Source organism: Ruminococcus turbiniformis (assembly GCF_020687545.1).
Taxonomy (GTDB): domain Bacteria; phylum Bacillota; class Clostridia; order Lachnospirales; family Lachnospiraceae; genus Mediterraneibacter; species Mediterraneibacter turbiniformis.
Genome location: NZ_JAJEQX010000017.1, coordinates 43899 through 63274, shown reverse-complemented (window position 1 = coordinate 63274; position 19376 = coordinate 43899). Strand labels below are relative to the sequence as shown.

The window sequence follows — 19376 nt, the reverse complement described above, 5'->3', positions numbered from 1 at the left end:
TTTTTTTCCTCCAGATTTTAATAGATTTTGCCGAGAATCGCTTTTTCTGCAAACAGCCCGGTTGCTCCTCCGGTGTGGACAAATACAACGCTGCTGCCCTGCTTTACTTTTCCTGTGCGGATATCGCTGAGCAGTCCGGCAAATGCCTTCCCGGTATAAACCGGATCGAGGAGGATCCCTTCTTCCTTTGCTACCATTCTGACAGCTTTTTCCATCCCCTCATTCGGACATTCATATCCAGGAGAAAAGTATCCGGTGTCAATGATAAAATCCTCTTTGGTTACAAGTGGAGTTCCACCAATATATTCAAGCGCTTTGTTGGCAAGATCCGCCATGTTTTCTCCATAGTATCTGTCTGTTTCCAACGCTGCAATAGAGTGGATTTCCATATCCTTTCCCAGGAGCTTTTTCCCTGCCGCAAGTCCGGCAACTGTTCCGCCTGAACCTGTGGAATGATAGAGATAGTCGAATGTGATGCCCGCTTTATCTGCCTGTTCGCACAGCTCTATCATACCGGAAATATAGCCGGTCGCTCCGACTTCGTTTGATCCGCCCATGGGAATATCCATACATATATGCCCTTCTGCCTCCAGCTTTTTCAGGTGCTCTGCCCCTATGCTGAAAGAGCGTTTTTCTGCGTCCATAAAAGATTCATTTTCCTGCAGGCTGACAATATGGATTTCTGCGCCAAAAATCTTGTCAAGGAGAAGATTCGCTTTTATGTCATTTTCATCCGGTTCAACGACCGCGGCCAGATACAGGATCGGTTTCAGTCCGCTTTTTACAGCTGTCCAAACGGTCTGCATGGCATGGTTTGACTGGGTTGCACCGTAAGTAAATACATATTCACATTTGTCCTGAAGTGCTTTCCCGATCAGAAATTCAAGTTTTCGCACTTTATTTCCACCAAAGAGATTCTTTCCTGAGAAATCATCTCTTTTGATGTAGAGGTTTATTCCCAGTTTATCGGATAATTTATCTAATCTGTACATTGGAGTGGGGAAAAATCCGAGATCTTCTCTTGGAACAGACTGAATCATTTCTTTTGCTTCCTGAATTGTAACTGACATTTTTATTCCTCCATTCATTTCAGTTTTCAATGCCGGCATTTTTTTGATATAACTATCATAAGCGACATTTATCATATTGTAAAATGATAAAAACAGCTATAAAATATTCCTAAACAGAATAATTCAAGGAGAGATGGATATGCTTTCACATGATGACATTACGCTTTTACTTACTGTCCTGGAATTTCGTAATATTTCGCGCGCGGCAGGAGCACTCTACATGAGCCAATCCAGTATGAGCAAACGGATTCAGGATATAGAAAAGTATCTGGGATATGAAATATTTATACGGCGGCCGGGACAGAAAACTCTGGAAATTACCAAAAAGGGGGCAGAACTGTTTCCGCTTCTGTCACAAATAGACCGCCTCAACAAAGAAGCAAGAAATATCAGGGATTCTGAAGAAAAGAAAATCCTTAATATTGCTTCTTCAGACGGGCCATATATGCTTGCCATTGATGACGCTGTGATGGATTTGTATAAAAAGTCCCCAAACTGGCTGTTTAAATTAAAAAATATGTCGTACAGTGAGTGTGTGAATGCTGTCGCCGAAAATATTGTAGATATTGCATTCATTGGAAACCACATATACAGGAAAAATCTGAATATAGTTCCAATGTACCGGGAGAAAATGGTCTTTGTCTGTATGCCGCATGCACCATATCCGGAAGTCATAAACCCGCAGATGCTTGACGTATCGAAAGGAATATATTCCCCTTATTCTTCCGAATTTTCTTCCTGGTTTTACAGCACTTTTAAAAGACGGTGTCTGATTCAGTGCGATCTGATCAGTGAGGTGAAAAGATTTATATATGAATTAAATCTCTGGTCGATTGTTCCTGCGTCGGTTGCAGCGGATCTTGCGGAGAGCTTCCAGGTTTCCGTGCATCCATTGAACGAAGATGTTCCCTACAGAGTTATTTATTATGCGGTCCGGCGGGGAGAAAATGTGGAAGCTACAGAGGAGCTGCTCGAATGTATCAGGGAAAGACTAAGAGATAAAGAGGGGATTGATATTTTCCCGAGAGGAACGGCTTTTTGACACAACTAAAGTTATGGATGTATATCAGGCGGACACTTTGGTATAATAAAGAAACATGGAAGTTTTGAGACAGGTCGGTAGGAAACAGATGTACCTTAAAAGAAAGATCTATGACAGGCTTGTACAGTGGAAAGAGAGTGCTGACCACAGCACACTGGAAGTAAATGGCGCAAGACAGGTTGGGAAGACTTATCTCATCAATAAATTCGCTGATGAAAATTTCGCACACAAGATATATGTCAATCTGTTCGAACTGAGCGGAAAACAGTTTATGGAGTGCTATAAGCAGGCTACACAGTGGCAGACGGGCCAGAAAAGACCGGAACATCCCCTGCATGATGCATTTTATTGTGACGGGAAGCTATTTGGGCAGAGTATATGAACCGGAGTTCCGGTTTTCAAGCGGGGATGTGACAAAGCTGACAATTTATACGCTGTCATTTGAAGAGTTCCTAGAGGCATATGACACAGAAATTTATGAAAGGTATATGGAACTGAAAGAAGCGGTTCAGGAGGATTCTCTCCATGGCAGGCTGAAATCAATCTATGATATATACTGCCGGGTGGGCGGTTATCCGAAGGTTGTGCAGGCATATCTTGAAACCAGAGATATCCGAAAAGCACAGGGGGAACTCGTAAAGATTATAGATACTTTTACAAATGAATCAATCCGCTATTTTACAGATATTTTAGACAGAACAGTTTTTACTCAGATATTCCTTTCCATATGTAGGATTTTCCGCCGGAAATCGCTTTTGAGACACCTGTTTTTGCAACATATAAAGACGGCGAAATAGATTTTGTTGTTCAGAGTTTAGAAAGGAACAGGCGTTATCTCGTGGAGGTGAAAACCGGAAAAGGGAAAGCAGGAACCGCATTGAAAGCGCTTGAGTCAGGAAAGGCGGATAGACTGTTGTATCTGAAAGGAAATACAAAGGTCGGTACGGATGGAAAGATCGTAACAGTCCCGATTTATATGCTGGAAAATATAAGTTTTAAGATATATCAAATTTATTTATTAGCGGAAAAACCTTGCAATCTGTGCTGTAAAGCGCTATATTAATATCTGTAAAAGGAATAAAATCTTCGGGGTCGGGTTAGAGTCCCAACCGGCGGTATAGTCCGCGACCCGCTTTTTAAGCGGCTGAACCGGTGACTTTCTTTAATTCCATCAGTTCTCTGGAATGATCACACAGAAAGAATTCCGGTACCGACAGTATAGTCTGGATGAGAGAAGAGATTTCTGCTTACCTGAATCAGAGTGATTCGGTGAGTACATCATTGAAGAGAAGTGAAAACCCCGGACAGAAAAGTCCGGGGCTTTTTTAATTCCGGCGGCGAGCCGAAGTCCGGTTACCCTGAACCCGGCGGCTGCAGGAAGATCCTTCGATGAGAGAATGTCCGTGAAGATTGCCTTTTTCAAAATAATTAACCGCGTATATGCGGAAGAAAAAGGAGAGGTAACTATGACAGAGAGAACAGGAGAACAGATGGCTGTAAACAGCGGAAAAACACTGAAAATGGTGAAAATGGGAGTGATGGTGGCAATATCGGTCGCGCTTGTGTATCTGATTCATTTTCCGATTTTCCCGGCGGTGGCATTTCTTGAGTATGATCCGGCGGATATTCCGATCCTCATCGGAACGTTTGCATTCGGCCCCCTTGCCGGGCTTGTACTTACAGTGGTCACTTCAGTCGTTCAGGGCCTGACCGTCAGCGCGTCCAGCGGGCTGTACGGCATTCTCATGCATGTGATCGCGACGGGCGTTCTCGTGACTGTATCCGGAACGATTTACAGCAGGAAGAAGACGAGAAAGACGGCCGTTGCAGGTCTTATCTGCGGCATGGCGGCAATGGCTGTAGTTATGATGGGAGCCAATATGGTGATTACTCCGCTGTTTATGGGAGTTCCGGCAAGTGCAGTGTGGCAGCTGATGCCGTTCATTGTCGGGTTTAATGTGATAAAGGCCGGAATCAACGGAGCAGTTACATTTATTCTGTATAAGAGGATTGCCAATTTCCTGCGCAGATAGAGCTGATTTGATGCACAAAAATTGGAAGAAATAAAAAAATTGACAAGTCTGTAGTTTTGTATTACAATAGCCCTCGTAACATTTTTGTAATATCTGTAATAAAAGCGAAAATAATTACATATATTTAAAGTATAACTTCGTAAAGATATTGCAATAAGTTAGAGGAGGAGTATATGAAACATAATCAGAACAGGCGGATTTTCCGGACGTTTTATGCAGCTACGGCAAGCTTGATGCTGCTGTCCGGATTTACGAGCCTGGCAGCGGAACCGGGAGGGAATTCTTTCAGAGATAATATTGCTGTTGCAGCACAGGACAAAGCGGATGCAGCCAGCCAGGAGAACAAAAACGCAAATGCGGCAGCAGAGTGGAATCTTTCCGACATTGCGGGAGGAATCCAGGGTGAAGCGCTGGAAAGCACAAAGGCCGCTGCAGAGGAAGCAAGAGAGGCATATCTTCTGAAGATTGAGGAAGAGAAAAAGGCTGCCGAGGAGGCAGCGCGGATTGCAGCGGAACAGGCGGCTGCAGAAGCTGCCGCGGCAGCGCAGGCCCAGGCGGCAGAGGAGGACAGACGCCTTCTTGCAGCACTGATCTTCTGTGAGGCGGGAAATCAGCCTTATGAGGGGCAGGTTGCTGTGGGCGCGGTTGTGATGAACCGGGTGAACAGTGGAGTATATCCGAATACAATCCGTGAAGTGGTCTATCAGTCCGGACAGTTTACACCGGCGATGACCGGATGGCTCGATTCAGTGCTCGCAAGCGGCGGGTATACGGATTCAGCCATGCAGGCGGCTGCCGACGCTCTGGCGGGGAGTGATCCTGTGGAGGGATGTCTCTACTTCAGCACAGGCGGATGGGGAACCCAGATCGGGGATCACTATTTCCATTAAGGACTGCCGATTATTTCATCTGTCAGTCAGTTCGACGGGCAATCAGGTTATAACGGTATCGTCCGGAGATCATGGATTTCAGGAAGTGATTTTCATGAAAAGAAAGATATGCTAGAATACAGGTGTCGGCGTTTTTGGCCGGCACCTTTTCTATCGGGCGGAAAACGAAGAAAACAAGGAGATGAAATTACAATGGATATCAGAATCAGAGCATATGACAGCGCGGATGCACAGGCGGCATCCGCGGTCTGGAACCAGGTTGTGGAGGAAGGGGTGGCATTCCCTCAGATGGAGATCCTGACGCCGGAGGAAGGCGACAGGTTCTTCCGGGAACAGTCGTTTACCGGAATCGCGTACGATGCCCAGAGCGGCGAGATCGCGGGGCTGTATATTCTACACCCGAACAATGTGGGGCGCTGCGGACATATCTGCAATGCCAGTTATGCGGTACGGGCAGATCTTAGAGGGCAGCGCATCGGAGAAAGCCTTGTAAGGCACTGCCTTGAAAAGGGAAAGAAGCTTGGATTTAAGATCCTTCAGTTCAATGCAGTGGTCGCGGCAAACCGGTATGCGCTGCGGCTCTATGAGAAGCTTGGATTCGTCCGGCTTGGAACGATCCCGGGCGGTTTTCTCATGAAAGACGGGCACTATGAGGATATTATCGTACATTATCATCTGCTGTAATTACAGCTTCAGATTTTTGAACGCCTCGGCAAAGGCGTTGTTGATCGGCGTCTCCGCCTCTTTCGCCTGCTTTCTCATGTAGGCCGCTACATCCTTTTTGTTGGCGCCCTTCCCTTCCTTTTCTCTTCGCGTTTTGAACGCGGAGAGTTTTTCTTTATATCCGCAGGAGCAGACAAACCTCTGGCTGTCTCCTTTTCCGGTCAGCTCCATCTTTTTGTGGCAGACAGGGCAGCGGGCGTTTGTTCGCCGGGAGACGGTCTCACGGTATCCGCACTCCCGGTCCTGGCAGACGAGCATCTTTCCGTGTTTTCCGTTTACTTCCAGCATGAATTTGCCGCACTGGGGGCATTTGTGCCGGGTCATGTTGTCGTGGCGGAAGGTTCCGTCCGCTTCCCGGATCTCCCGGATGAGAGAGCGGGTGTATTCTTCGATGTCTGCCATGAACTTACGGTCCGACGCTTTTCCCTGGGAGATGGCTTTGAGTTTTAACTCCCACTGAGCGGTGAGCTCGGGGCTTTTAAGATCCGCAGGAACAAGGGAGAGAAGCTGTTTTCCTTTGGATGTGATGTGGATTTCACTGCCTTTCTTTTCCATGAGAAAACTGTTGAACAGCTTTTCGATAATGTCCGCGCGGGTGGCCACTGTCCCGAGCCCTCCGGTTTCGCCTAAGGTGCGCTCCAGCGTTCTGTCCCGGTGCTCCATATACCGGACCGGGTTTTCCATAGCCGCGACAAGGGTTCCTTCCGTGAAATACGCAGGCGGCTTTGTCTTTCCTTCTGTGACTGTCAGGGCCGAGACCGGAATACGGTCCCCTTTTTTCAGATGAGAAAGTGCAGCCATTCCGGAACCGGCAACTGTTCCAGAACCGGCAGACAGTCCTGGGCCGGCAGCCAGCCCGGCAACCGCGGCTGGCCCTGAGAAGTCGCTGTCGTCATCCTCCTCTTCCCCGCCCAGATCCTGCCAGCCTTCTCCGTATACTTCCTGCCAGCCGGGGTGCAGCATGACATTTCCTTTTGCGCGGAAAATCTCATCTCCGATTTTTCCGGTCGCAGAGGTCTCTTCATACTCGCAGGCCGGGGAGAGCACAGCAAGAAAACGGCGCACAACCATCTCGTAGATCTTTCTCTCGTCACTGCTCATATCCTCCAGACGTACGAACTGCTCTGTCGGTATGATGGCGTGGTGGTCGGAGACTTTCGCATTGTTGACGAAAGATTTGTCCGCGCGGATGGGCTGCATGGCAAGTCTGGCAGCCGTTTTGCGCCAGGGGCCGACGGCACAGGCGTTCAGCCGCTCTTTCAGAGTTCCCACCATGTCGTCGGTGAGATAGCGGGAGTCCGTGCGGGGATATGTCAGCACCTTGTGGGTTTCATAAAGGCGCTGCATCAGGTTCAGCGTCGTTTTGGCGGAGAAGCCGTATTTTGAGCTTGCGTCTTTCTGAAGAGCAGTCAGATCGTACAGGGCAGGAGAGAAACTCTTTTTCGCCTTCTTTGTCACTTCGGTGACGCAGAGTTCTTTTCCGGCAGAGCGGCGGATATTCTCAATTCTTCTGCGGTCAAAGGTGCGTCCGGAGCCGGAGGATGCGTCTGTCCAGGCAAAAGAGACGCCTCCCGCCGAAGCTTTCAGTCCGTAATAGGGTTTCGGGACGAATTTTCGGATTTCTTCCTCCCTTGCTGCGATCATGGCGAGGGTGGGCGTCTGTACCCGGCCGCAGGAGAGCTGGGCGTTGTATTTGCATGTCAGGGCCCGTGTGGCGTTGATTCCCACAACCCAGTCCGACTCAGCGCGCGCCACGGCAGCGTGGTACAGATTGTCATAGTCTTTTCCCGGTTTCAGGTGTGCGAAGCCTTCCCGGATCGCCCGGTCGGTAACGGAGGAGATCCAGAGCCGCTTTAATGGCTTTTCGTTTCCGGCTTTTTCCAGAATCCATCTGGCGACCAGCTCGCCCTCTCTTCCCGCGTCGGTGGCGATGATAATGTCAGACACGTCTTTTCGGAAAATCTGCTCTTTTACGGAGTGATACTGGCGCGACGTCTGGCGGATGACTTCCAGTTTCCAATGTTTTGGAATCATGGGAAGCGTATCCATGCTCCATGTCTTATACTGTTCTCCGTACTGTTCCGGGTCCGCCAGCGTGACAAGGTGGCCAAGGGCCCAGGTGACGATGTAGTCTTTTCCTTCCATATAAGAGTTTGTTTTCTTTGTGCATCCGAGAACCCGGGCAATATCGCGGGCAACGGACGGTTTTTCGGCAATGACAAGATGTTTCATTTGTCTGTTCTCCTTCCGGACTGGTTTATTTCAGCTGATTTATTGTGAAAGATCTGTTGTGAAATCAGATACTGTGGAAGCCTTTGCCGATGATCTCGCTTGTGTTGGAGATCAGAATAAACGCTTCCGGGTCATTTTTCCTGATGTAGTTTCTCAGGTGTACGGCCTGTACTCTGTTGAGGGCAGTGAAGATAATATATTTATCCCTGCCGGAATAAGCGCCTTTTGCGTGGCATACGCTGGCGCTGCGCCCGAGTGTGTGGACGATAAAGTCGCAGATCGGTTCGGGGCTGTCACAGACAACATTAAAATATTTGGAAAGGTTAAAGCTCTCAATAAACGTGTCGATCATGAAGGAACGGATCGCAAGTCCCAGCAGAGAGTACAGACCGGTTTCGATGTCAAAAATAAAGAATCCGGCGCCGGTGATCAGGACATCTGACAGCATCAGAGCGCGGCCGATGTCGAAGCTGGAGTATTTTTTTAAAATCATTGCAATAATATCTGTGCCGCCGCTGGAAGCACCGATGTTGAAGAGAATCGCGGAGCCCAGCGCAGGCAGCACAATGGCAAAGCAGAGTTCCAGCATGGGCTGGTCCGTAAACGGACCGCTCATGGGCCAGAGCCGCTCCATCGCTGAGAGGACAAAAGAGAGAAGAATACTGCAGTAGGCAGTCTTTGCGGCAAACTTTTTGCCGAGGACGAAAAGCCCGATGACAAGCAGGATCATACTCGTGATCAGGTTGAAGTCACCGGCTGAAATCAGGCCGGTTTTCGCAACGAGAACGGCAAGGCCGGTGATGCCTCCGAACGTAAAATTGTTTGTAAATTTAAAGAAGTATGTTCCGACAGCGATGAGAAGTACGCTGAACGTAAGTGTCAAAAAATACTGAAATTTGCTTTTCATATGTTCCTCCAAATACAGAAAATAGATTAAGCAGATCTTTTCTCAAAAGACCTAAACGAATTGTAATCTCTGGAATATGAAAAGTCAACGCATTACCGTTTTTAAAGCGGGAATAATATACTGAACCATAACTGGAGAACAGGGCGTGGAAATTATGTTTGGCGGGGAGGCGGAAAAAAGATGGACAGACAGTTGTTTATACGGGATATTTTTGCCAGGGAAATTTTTGACTCACATGGGAATCCGACAGTGGAGGCAGAGGTGCTGGCAGGAGAGGATACGGTGGGAACAGCATCTGTCCCTTCAGAGGTACCGGGAGAGGGGGACAGAGAGGCAGGAGAGAACACTGCGGGAAGAGGGAATGCAGAGGCAGGAGGGGAGTCTGTCCGGGATACAAGAAGGACAGAACAGGCCGCCGAGACGATGAACAGCATCACAGCTGCGGAGCTGATCGGAAGAAATGTGTTTGACCAGGAGGAGATCGACCGGGTGCTGACTCGTTCTTCCGGAATTTCGGAGGAGGAAAGACCGGGCGGAAATGTATCTCTGGCAGTGTCGGCAGCTGCGGCGCGCGCAGCTGCCTGTTCTCTGCGGGTTCCGCTGTACCGGTGCCTGGGCGGTGTGCAGGCTGACAGACTGCCTGTGCCGATGGTCAATGTACTGGACGGAGGCGTATTGGTGCCAAACCGGCTGGATCTTAAGGAAATCATGGTTGCTCCGACGGGAAAGAGACCTTTTTATGAGGGACTGGCAGACTGCGCGAAAGTCTATCATGCCCTTGAACGGGAAATACGCAGGAGGAATCTTCCGGCATCAGTAAGCGGAACGGGCGGTTTTACATCGGATCTCGGTGATACAAAGGAATCGCTGCGTGCAGTGCGCCGGGCGGCGGAACAGTGCGGGCTGCGCCCCGGACGGGATATTGTGATCGCGGTAAACGCTGCGGCGGATGATCTCTATGATGCGGAGAGAAAGGTATATATTTTCCGCGGCGAGGGCGGGGAAAAAGGATCTGCAGTCACAAGAAATGCTGGAGAAATGACAGAATACTATGAGGATCTTATGGCAGAATTTCCGATCTGTTCCATCGAGGACCCTCTTGGTGCGGAAGACTGGGAAGGGTGGAAAGTTATAACGAAGCTGCTCGGAGAACGGGTGCGAATTGTGGGAGCGGAACTGTTCGGCTTTGACATTGACCGGTTAAGGAGAGGAATCCGCATCGGAGCTGCAAATGCAGTCTCGGTGAGGGTCAGCCGGGCACGGACGCTTACGGAGATATTTGAGATAATCCGGGAAGCGAAAGAAGCCGGGTATGATCTGGTGATATCACAGGGGCATGGGGAGACGGAAGATTCTCTTGTCTCGGATATTGCGGTGGCCTTCCGCGCGGATCAGATCAGAGCAGGGGCGCCATGCGGGGCAGAGCATATGGCAAAATACAACAGATTGCTGCGCATCGGGGAATGCCTCGGATGGAGCTCAAAAGCTTGACAGAGGCAGCAGGTATCCCGTATGATGGCAGTACATTTATATCATATGAAATGCAGGACTCTGTCTCCGCTCATCCCGTTTACGGAAAGTGCAGACAGAATCCTGCGGATACAGGAGGAAAATATGCAGAATACCAGTCAGGCAGCAGGAAACGGGACAGAGAAAATGCAGTATGAAAAATTATCAAAACGGGCGCTCAGATGCATGTATGCAGCAGATATAACAACCGGAATTATTATTCTGGCTGTTATCGCTGCAGTCAATCATTTCTGGATTTTTCCGGAAGACATTGCGGCGGGAAAATGGATCTCCCTTATCCTGATCGTGCTGCTTGCCGCAGAGGTCCTGATAAGTCCCTATTTCCGGTATCACAGGTACAGATACAGCATCAATGAGGAGTGCATTGACATTGTGGAAGGGTATCTGTTTGTGAAGCGGAGCATCGTGCCGATTGAGAGAGTACATAAACTTCAGACGAAAAAAGGACCTTTTGACCAGCTTTTTCATGTGGAGAAAGTGATTGTGACAACAGGCGGAGGCGATGTGACGATCTCATTTCTGGAGGACGAGAAGGCAGAGAGGATTGCAGACACACTCAGAAGAAGAATCAATGAAATTGTGGAGGAACAGAGAGAGGGAGGCATCGGAGCAGAAGATGGAAAGAGACAGGCATAACAGAAAGAATCAGACGGGAAACAGTCAGACAGAAAATGCCCGGACAGAAGATGCACGGAAAGAAGCCGATCAGAAGGTGATAAGGTTTCGAAATCATATCTCGGTCATCCTGGAGCAGACCGGGGCGGTGATTATAGCGCTTGTCATTCTGGCGGTTACCCAGCTTGCCGAAAATGTGGACGAGCTGCTGGAAGCGGACTGGTCCTTTCTTGCGGACAGAGGGGCCCTTATCGTGCTGGCAGTGATGGCTTTCTTTGTCATTACGATAATAAGCCAGGTGTTTATCTGGTCCAAAACATACATATATTTGGAAGACAATGCGGTTGTTCTTGAAAAGGGCAGCGTAAACAAGAAGAAAAACACGATCGGCATCCGCAATATTTCCAACATCAATCTGGAACAGAATGTGCTGGAGATTCTTCTCGGCACATGCAAGGTGAAAATCGATACGAACAGCCGCTCAACGGCGGACAGTACCGATTTGAAGATCGTGCTGAAAAAGGCAGACGCGCAGTGGTTTAAGCAGGAAATCATGGGGAGAATGCGGGCGGCAGGATCAGAGATTCCTTTCCCCGGCGAAGCAGAAAGCATTGTTCGGGGCACAGCGCCGGCAGGGGAGAAAGGCGGGGAGACGCCTCAGGCAGCCCGGGACAGTGAGGAAAGCGGGTATGACGTCACGACTGACATTGGGGATATCCTCCGGCACGGGTTTTATTCTGTCAGCATTGTGTCTGTTCTGATCCTGCTTCTTGTGCTGGTGGAATCGGTCGTTACAGCGGTGCAGACGCTGTCAAGCCCGCATCTGATGCAGTCTCTTCTCGGGGCTGCGGCCGGGGTTATGTTTGCGGCCATTATTGTAATGTCAGCCCTCTGGGATACGATCAAAGATTTTATCCGGTATTTTGATTTCCGCGCAAAGAGGAGCGGAAACAGGCTTTATATCAAATACGGATTTTTCAAACGGGTGGAGTATACGATTCCGGTGGATAAGATTCAGGCGTTAAAGATCAGACAGTCTTTTGTCGCCCGGATCGGACACAGATATATGGCAGAGATTGTCAATGTAGGAATGGGGGACGAAGCAGCGGAGAAGGATTCTTTCCTTGCGCTTTACTGTACGGAAGAGAAACTCCGCGAGCAGATCAGTCTGCTTCTTCCCGAATTTTCTCCGGCGTTTGATACAGAGTCCGAGCGCGTTCCTTCATCCGTTTGGGCGGCGTGGAGTATTCCTGCGGCTGTCTGGGTAATCTGTCTGGCGGCGGCAGCGGCACTGTTTGGCAGTGCGGCGGCGGAATACCGGCTGTTTGGATGGCTCGGGGCAGGAGCGGCAGCGGCAATTACCCTTCTGTGCATGATTCTTAAGTATTTTACGGACCGTGTGGGCGCAGATGAGAGATTTTTGAAAATCTGCAGGGGATATTTCGGAAAGCAGTATCTTGCCGTCCGGCACCGCGACATCCAGTACGCCGAGTTTTCCCAGAATTTTGTGGCAAAGGCTCTGGGGATACGGAAAGGAGAGATTCACCTTCTGGCTTCTTCGTCAAACACGTCGCACGGGCTGCCGTATTTCAGGACCGGGCGTGAGGAGAACCTGGAAGAGACGGTAAAAAGGGGAATGCTTACCTTTTAAAGTTGAAAATTTAGTGATATACTAATATATTGACGATATTGACCAGGTTAAAGACCGGGTTAAACTTTGATTCAGACTGAAATTCAGACGAACTGCAAGGAGAGATGACAATGAGTATATATGATCTGAAAGCTTATCAAATTATGCAGGAGGAAGAGCTTTCCGGAGTACAGTCGAAAGGAACATTGCTTCGTCACAAAAAAAGCGGGGCAAGAGTACTGCTTATGGAAAATGACGACGAGAATAAAGTGTTTGCCATCGGATTCCGCACTCCGCCTTCTGACAGTACCGGGGTGCCTCACATCATGGAGCATTCAGTGCTCTGCGGTTCCAGGGACTTCCCCGTGAAGGATCCTTTTGTGGAGCTGGTGAAAGGATCGCTTAACACGTTTTTAAATGCAATGACATATCCGGACAAGACGGTTTATCCTGTGGCCAGCTGCAATGACAAAGATTTTCAGAATCTGATGCATGTGTATATGGATGCAGTATTTTATCCGAATATTTATGAGCATGACAAGACATTCCGGCAGGAGGGATGGAGCTATCATCTGGATGATCCGGACGGAGATTTGACGCTCTCCGGTGTCGTGTATAATGAGATGAAAGGGGCATTTTCCTCACCGGAGGGAGTGCTGGACCGGGTGATTTTAAATTCTCTTTTTCCGGATACCTCCTATGCAAATGAGTCGGGCGGTGACCCGGAAGTGATCCCGGAGCTTTCCTACGAGGCGTTTCTTGATTTCCACAGGAAATACTATCATCCTTCCAACAGTTATATCTATCTGTACGGAGATATGGACATGGAGGAAAAGCTGCGCTGGCTTGATGAGAACTACCTGTCTGATTTTGAGCAGATCGGGGTGGATTCGCAGATCCGGTATCAGAAGCCGTTTGACAGGATGAAAGAGGTTGTGCAGGAGTATTCCATCGCAAGCGAGGAGAGCGAGGAGGACAACACGTACCTCTCCTACAATAAAGTCATCGGAACATCTCTGGATGAGAAACTGTATCTGGCCTTCCAGATTCTGGACTATGCGCTTCTGTCCGCGCCGGGGGCACCGCTTAAGAAGGCCCTTCTCGATGCGGGAATCGGAAAGGACATTATGGGCTCCTATGACAACGGAGTGTATCAGCCGATCTTTTCCGTGATCGCGAAAAACGCGAACATGGAGCAGAAAGAGGCGTTTATACAGGTTGTGGAGGATACGCTGAAAAAGATCGCAGACAGCGGAGTGGATAAGAAGGCGCTGCGGGCGGGAATCAATTATCATGAATTCCGTTTCCGCGAGGCGGATTTCGGAAATTATCCGCGGGGGCTGATGTACGGGCTGCAGCTCTTTGACAGCTGGCTCTATGACGATGAGAAGCCGTTCATCCATATGGAGGCGATCCCCACATTCGAGTTCCTGAAAAGTCAGGTGGATACCGGATATTTTGAGAATCTGATCCGGGAGTATCTGCTGGACAATACGCACGGTTCTATTGTGATTATCCGGCCGGAGCGCGGACGGACAGCCATGATGGACCGGGCGCTGGCGGAGAAATTAAAGGCGTATAAGGACAGCCTGTCAGCGGAGCAGATCGCGGAGCTTGTAACACAGACAAAAGAGCTGGAAGCATACCAGGAAGAAGAATCCGCTCCGGAAGATCTGGAGAAGATACCGGTGCTTGGCCGGGAAGACATCTCAAGAGATATCGCTCCGGTCTTTAATGAGGAGAAGAAACTGGCCGGCGTGAAGATGGTGTACCACAATGTGGAGACGAACGGCATTGGCTATGCAGCGCTTATGTTTGATCTCTCAGGCATTCCGGAGGAGAAGCTGCCCTATGTGGGAATCCTTCAGAGTGTCCTGGGAATCATCGATACGACAAACTATGAGTACGGAGAGCTCTTTAACGAGATCAACGTACACACAGGCGGGATCGGCACCTCCCTTGAACTGTACACAGATGTGACAAAAGTAAAGGAAAAAGAGTTCCGCGCTACGTTTGAGATAAAGGGAAAGGCGCTTTACCCGAAGCTCAATGTTATGTTTGCCATGATGCGTGAGATCCTTATGGAGTCAAAACTGGATGATGAGAAGCGCTTAAAAGAGATTCTGGCGATGTTAAAGTCCAGACTCCAGATGTCCTTCCTTTCCTCAGGACATACGACAGCGGCGCTCAGAGCACTGTCCTATACCTCCCCGATCTCCAAGTTTAAGGACGATACGGACGGAATCGGATTTTACGAGGTGGTAAAGGCGATTGAAGAAGATTTTGAAGGTCATAAGGAAGAGCTGATCCGGAATCTCAAAAAGATCGCGGCAAAGATCTTCCGCACGGACAATATGATGGTGAGCTACACTTCCGCAGAGGAGGGGCTGGCTCCGGCAGAGGCGGCATTCTCCGCAGTGGCCGGACATCTCAATGAGACCGGAGACGGCAGCGAAGGCAGAGACAGCGGAAACGGAGCAGACGCCGGTGCGCCTGAGAGATGCATCATTCACTGCAGAAAGCGGAATGAGGGCTTCAAGACGTCCTCCAAAGTCCAGTATGTGGCCCGGGTCGGCAACTTTATCGACGGCGGCGCGCAGTATACAGGAGCGCTTCAGATCCTGAAAGTGATCTTGAGCTATGATTATCTGTGGCAGAATATCCGCGTCAAGGGCGGAGCGTACGGCTGCATGAGCAACTTCAACCGCATCGGCGAGGGATACCTTATCTCGTACCGCGATCCTCATCTGAAGAAGACGATGGAAGTGTACGAGGGCGTGGTTGACTATCTGAGGAATTTCAGTGTCAGCGACCGCGACATGAACAAGTTTGTCATCGGTACGATCAGCAATATCGACCGCCCGATGAACCCGTCTGCCAAGGGGAGCCGTTCCATGAATCTGTATATGAACCGGGTTTCAGAAGAGATGATCCGCAGAGAGAGAGAGCAGATCCTGACTGCGGATCAGGAGGATATCCGGGCGCTGGCAGACGTGCTGCAGGCAGTGCTGGATGCAGATCAGCTCTGTGTAATCGGCGGGGAAGAGAAGATTGAAGAGAACAAAGAGATGTTTATGGAAGTAAAGACACTGAGTTAAATGTGAAAAAAGTGTGAAAGGGGACGTACCCTTTTTCAAAAGGGGTACGTCCCCTTTCACAGAATGTTCACAAAAGGAGTATACATGAGAGAAGATTTTAAATCAGGATTTGCCACTCTGATCGGCAGACCAAATGTCGGAAAATCAACACTGATGAACCATCTGATCGGCCAGAAGATTGCGATCACTTCCAACAAGCCGCAGACGACAAGAAACCGTATACAGACGGTTCTTACAACAGAGGAAGGCCAGATTGTGTTTGTCGATACGCCGGGAATCCACAAGGCAAAGAACAAGCTGGGGGAATATATGGTTCATATTGCGGAGCGCTCGCTCAATGAGGTGGATGTAGTGCTCTGGCTTGTGGAGCCGTCTACGTTTATCGGGGCGGGGGAGAAACATATCATCGATCAGCTTAAAAAAGTGAGGACGCCGGTTATTCTTGTCATCAACAAGATTGACATGGTGAAGAAAGAAGAACTTCTTCCGGTGATTGATATGTACAGGAAGGAATATGATTTCGCCGATATTGTGCCCGTATCGGCCCGAAGCGGAGACAATACGGAAGAGCTTGTCAGGGTGATTCTGAAATATCTTCCGTATGGTCCTCAGTTTTATGATGAGGACACTGTGACGGATCAGCCGGAGCGCCAGATTGTGGCGGAGCTGATCCGGGAGAAGGCGCTGCACTGTCTGGATGAGGAGATTCCGCATGGGATCGCGGTAGCCATCGACCGGATGAAGATGGAGCGGAAAGTGATGCATATCGATGCGACTATCATCTGCGAGAGAGATTCCCATAAGGGAATCATTATAGGAAAGCAGGGCAGTATGCTGAAAAAAATCGGAAGTACGGCGCGCTATGAAATCGAGCGGCTTCTGGACTGCAGAGTGAATCTGAAACTCTGGGTCAAGGTACAGAAAAACTGGCGTGACAGTGATTATCTGATGAAAAATTTCGGATATCGGGACGAGGAATAGCACAGAGCAAACGTCTGCAGCGTGGGTGCGGCAGGTGTCAAGGCAGGCGGCGGAAAAATACGTTGGTATTTTTTGCGTGGTATATCTGTTTTCCGAATCGGGGAACCTAATGGTACAGCCTGGAAGAAAAGGCTGTGACACGGAAGAAGAGGTGAGCCGATGAAAGAGACGTATTGGAATCAGTTTATGATGACAGGGAGCATCGCAGACTATCTGAATTATAAAATGGAAAACAGGGAAAATGAGAACATACCTGACGGCGGAGTTCAGAGGCCGGGGAGAGAAGAGGTTCACGGCAGTGCGGCCGGTAGCGGAGGCTTTAGAAAGGAACAAAGTGAATCAGATTGTATTGACGGGAATGGTGCTGTCCACAATGCCGGTGGGAGAGTTTGACCGGCGTGTGGTTATACTGACAAAAGAACAGGGAAAGATATCAGCGTTTGCGCGCGGAGCCAGACGGCCCAACAGCCCTCTTGTAGGCGCAGTGAACCCGTTTTCATTCGGCGAGTTTACCATGTACGAGGGAAGGTCGTCATATACGATACAGTCTGCGGATATATCGAATTATTTTGCAGAGCTCAGATCCGATATGGTGGGAGCGTACTACGGCTTCTATTTTCTTGAGGTCGCCGACTACTATACGAAGGAATCGAACGATGAAAGGGAAATGCTCAAACTGCTCTACCAGACAATGCGGGCGCTTCTGAATCCGCATATACCGAATCTGCTCATCCGCTACATATTTGAACTGAAAACGCTGACGATTAACGGACAGGGACCGCAGGTGTTTCAATGCATTGTATGCGGGGATACGGAGCGGCCGAAAGTATTCAGTGCGGCGAAAGGCGGGCTTGTGTGCAGTGAATGCAGCCGCGACGTGATTGACGGGATTGTTCTGGATGACTCGACTTTGTATAGTATGCAATATATTGAATCCAGCAGTATTGCAAAGTTATATACATTTAATGTGACGGAAAACGTACTGAATGAACTTGGAAAAGTGACGGGGCGGCTGATGGAGATCTACACAGACCGGAAGTTCAAGTCTCTGGAAATACTGGAGACGCTGGAAACACTTCCCGGAATCCCTTGAAAAATGCGGCTGCAGCCGTTATAATAGGTAGCGACTTAGAAAAAGAATGTGAGGAACATATCATGGTTGAAAAGACAATGGATAAAATTGTTGCGCTGGCGAAATCCAGAGGATTTGTCTATCCCGGCTCTGAGATTTACGGCGGACTGGCGAACACATGGGATTACGGCAATCTCGGAGTAGAACTGAAAAACAATGTAAAAAAAGCATGGTGGAAAAAATTTGTACAGGAAAATCCCTATAACGTGGGCGTTGACTGTGCGATTCTGATGAACCCGCAGACATGGGTGGCTTCCGGACATCTCGGCGGTTTCAGCGATCCGCTTATGGACTGTAAGGAATGTCATGAGAGATTCCGTGCAGATAAGCTGATTGAGGATTACTGTGAGGAAAAGGGAATCCAGCTTGAAGGCAGTGTGGACGGATGGTCCCAGGAGCAGATGACGGAGTTTATCGAGGAGCATCAGATCCCGTGTCCGACCTGCGGCAAGCACAATTTTACGGATATCCGTCAGTTCAATCTGATGTTCAAGACATTCCAGGGCGTGACAGAGGATGCGAAGAATACGGTTTACCTCCGTCCGGAGACTGCTCAGGGTATTTTTGTAAACTTTAAGAATGTACAGCGTACATCGAGAAAGAAACTTCCGTTCGGTATCGCTCAGATTGGAAAATCGTTCCGAAATGAGATCACTCCGGGCAACTTTACGTTCCGTACAAGAGAATTTGAGCAGATGGAGCTTGAATTTTTCTGCAAGCCTGACACGGATCTTGAGTGGTTTGACTACTGGAAGAACTTCTGTCTGAACTGGCTGTCCTCCCTGGGACTTAAAGAGGACGAAGTGCGCTACCGCGACCATGATAAGGAAGAACTTTCCTTCTACAGCAAGGCAACCACAGACGTGGAATTTCTCTTCCCGTTCGGATGGGGAGAACTGTGGGGAATCGCAGACCGTACCGACTATGACCTGACACAGCATCAGAATGTATCAGGACAGGATCTTACTTATTTTGACGATGAGACAAAGGAAAAATACATTCCGTATGTCATCGAGCCGTCTCTGGGAGCGGACCGTATGGTTCTCGCGTTCCTGTGCAGTGCGTATGACGAGGAAAACATCGGCACAGAGGAGAAGCCGGATATGCGTACAGTGCTTCATTTCCATCCGGCTCTGGCACCGGTTAAGATCGGAGTGCTGCCGCTTTCCAAAAAGCTTGGCGAAGGTGCGGAGAAGATTTATGCGGAGCTGTGCAAATATTATAACTGCGAGTATGATGACCGCGGAAATATCGGAAAACGCTACCGCAGACAGGATGAGATCGGAACGCCTTACTGCGTAACATATGATTTTGAATCGGAAGAGGACGGTGCGGTGACAGTCCGCGACCGTGATACGATGGAGCAGGAGAGAGTGAAGATCGAAGATCTGAAGGCATATTTCGAGAAGAAATTCGAGTGGTAACTTTTTCGGGGACGTAGTGAAATTGAATTCTGCTACGTCCCCAATTGAAAACCAGTGTGTCCCCAAATG

17 protein-coding genes and 1 riboswitch are annotated in these 19376 nt (G+C 49.2%); of the genes, 14 read left to right on the top strand and 3 right to left on the bottom strand.

From position 1 onward, the window contains the following. Positions 1–17: 17 nt before the first annotated feature. On the bottom strand, positions 18–1070 hold the full coding sequence (locus tag LKD70_RS10445; RefSeq protein ID WP_227707972.1) for a 1-aminocyclopropane-1-carboxylate deaminase/D-cysteine desulfhydrase: 1053 nt from the start codon (positions 1068–1070) through the stop codon (positions 18–20). A 139-nt stretch (positions 1071–1209) separates the two neighbouring features. Here LKD70_RS10445 and LKD70_RS10440 point away from each other — a divergent pair, with 139 nt between their 5' ends. The 6 genes from LKD70_RS10440 to LKD70_RS10420 all read left to right on the top strand — a co-directional run bounded on the left by LKD70_RS10440 (position 1210) and on the right by LKD70_RS10420 (position 5719). Further along, a complete protein-coding gene (locus LKD70_RS10440; protein WP_227707971.1) occupies positions 1210–2112 on the top strand; it encodes a LysR family transcriptional regulator in 903 nt (300 codons plus the stop codon). Between the two features lie 88 nt (positions 2113–2200). Next, positions 2201–2494, top strand: coding sequence for an AAA family ATPase (locus LKD70_RS18805; protein ID WP_407690953.1), 294 nt, complete (start codon positions 2201–2203; stop codon positions 2492–2494). After that, the gene (locus LKD70_RS18800) at positions 2478–2909 is read left to right on the top strand and encodes an ATP-binding protein (protein ID WP_407690952.1); all 432 of its coding nucleotides are present in this window, start codon (positions 2478–2480) and stop codon (positions 2907–2909) included. Before LKD70_RS18805 ends, LKD70_RS18800 begins: the two co-directional genes overlap by 17 nt. Before the next feature lie 281 nt (positions 2910–3190). Continuing rightward, positions 3191–3355: riboswitch (FMN riboswitch) on the top strand. 223 nt (positions 3356–3578) lie between these two features. Continuing rightward, complete coding sequence (locus LKD70_RS10430; RefSeq protein WP_227707970.1) at positions 3579–4145, top strand: ECF transporter S component; 567 nt, start codon at positions 3579–3581, stop codon at positions 4143–4145. A 173-nt stretch (positions 4146–4318) separates the two neighbouring features. Then, the gene (locus LKD70_RS10425) at positions 4319–5035 is read left to right on the top strand and encodes a cell wall hydrolase (RefSeq protein WP_227707969.1); all 717 of its coding nucleotides are present in this window, start codon (positions 4319–4321) and stop codon (positions 5033–5035) included. Between the two features lie 192 nt (positions 5036–5227). Beyond that, positions 5228–5719 (top strand): GNAT family N-acetyltransferase, encoded by a 492-nt coding sequence (locus LKD70_RS10420; protein ID WP_227707968.1) that lies wholly within the window; start codon positions 5228–5230, stop codon positions 5717–5719. On the opposite strand, the gene LKD70_RS10415 is transcribed toward LKD70_RS10420, so the two are convergent. Both LKD70_RS10415 and LKD70_RS10410 read right to left on the bottom strand, forming a co-directional pair. Next, positions 5720–7990 carry a DNA topoisomerase III gene (locus LKD70_RS10415; RefSeq protein WP_227707967.1) on the bottom strand — a complete coding sequence of 757 codons (2271 nt, stop codon included), beginning with the start codon at positions 7988–7990 and terminating at the stop codon, positions 5720–5722. 64 nt (positions 7991–8054) lie between these two features. Continuing rightward, positions 8055–8897, bottom strand: coding sequence for a YitT family protein (locus tag LKD70_RS10410; protein WP_227707966.1), 843 nt, complete (start codon positions 8895–8897; stop codon positions 8055–8057). Positions 8898–9077: 180 nt separating this feature from the next. On the opposite strand from LKD70_RS10410, the gene eno reads away from it, so the two are divergent. The 8 genes from eno (at position 9078) to LKD70_RS10370 (ending at position 19307) form a co-directional block, all read left to right on the top strand. Beyond that, positions 9078–10388 (top strand): phosphopyruvate hydratase, encoded by a 1311-nt coding sequence (eno, locus tag LKD70_RS10405; RefSeq protein WP_227707965.1) that lies wholly within the window; start codon positions 9078–9080, stop codon positions 10386–10388. 123 nt (positions 10389–10511) lie between these two features. Continuing rightward, positions 10512–11063 carry a PH domain-containing protein gene (locus tag LKD70_RS10400; RefSeq protein ID WP_227707964.1) on the top strand — a complete coding sequence of 184 codons (552 nt, stop codon included), beginning with the start codon at positions 10512–10514 and terminating at the stop codon, positions 11061–11063. Beyond that, positions 10999–12693: a PH domain-containing protein gene (locus LKD70_RS10395; RefSeq protein WP_227707963.1), complete on the top strand. Its 1695-nt coding sequence runs from the start codon at positions 10999–11001 to the stop codon at positions 12691–12693. Before LKD70_RS10400 ends, LKD70_RS10395 begins: the two co-directional genes overlap by 65 nt. 110 nt (positions 12694–12803) lie before the next feature. Continuing rightward, on the top strand, positions 12804–15770 hold the full coding sequence (locus tag LKD70_RS10390) for an insulinase family protein (protein ID WP_227707962.1): 2967 nt from the start codon (positions 12804–12806) through the stop codon (positions 15768–15770). 84 nt (positions 15771–15854) lie between these two features. Next, on the top strand, positions 15855–16751 hold the full coding sequence (gene era / locus LKD70_RS10385) for a GTPase Era (protein ID WP_227707961.1): 897 nt from the start codon (positions 15855–15857) through the stop codon (positions 16749–16751). Between the two features lie 159 nt (positions 16752–16910). Further along, on the top strand, positions 16911–17144 hold the full coding sequence (locus LKD70_RS10380) for a hypothetical protein (protein ID WP_227707960.1): 234 nt from the start codon (positions 16911–16913) through the stop codon (positions 17142–17144). Continuing rightward, positions 17086–17844 carry a DNA repair protein RecO gene (gene recO / locus LKD70_RS10375; RefSeq protein ID WP_227707959.1) on the top strand — a complete coding sequence of 253 codons (759 nt, stop codon included), beginning with the start codon at positions 17086–17088 and terminating at the stop codon, positions 17842–17844. Before LKD70_RS10380 ends, recO begins: the two co-directional genes overlap by 59 nt. 62 nt (positions 17845–17906) lie before the next feature. Next, a complete protein-coding gene (locus tag LKD70_RS10370; RefSeq protein ID WP_227707958.1) occupies positions 17907–19307 on the top strand; it encodes a glycine--tRNA ligase in 1401 nt (466 codons plus the stop codon). The last annotated feature ends 69 nt before the right edge of the window (positions 19308–19376 follow it).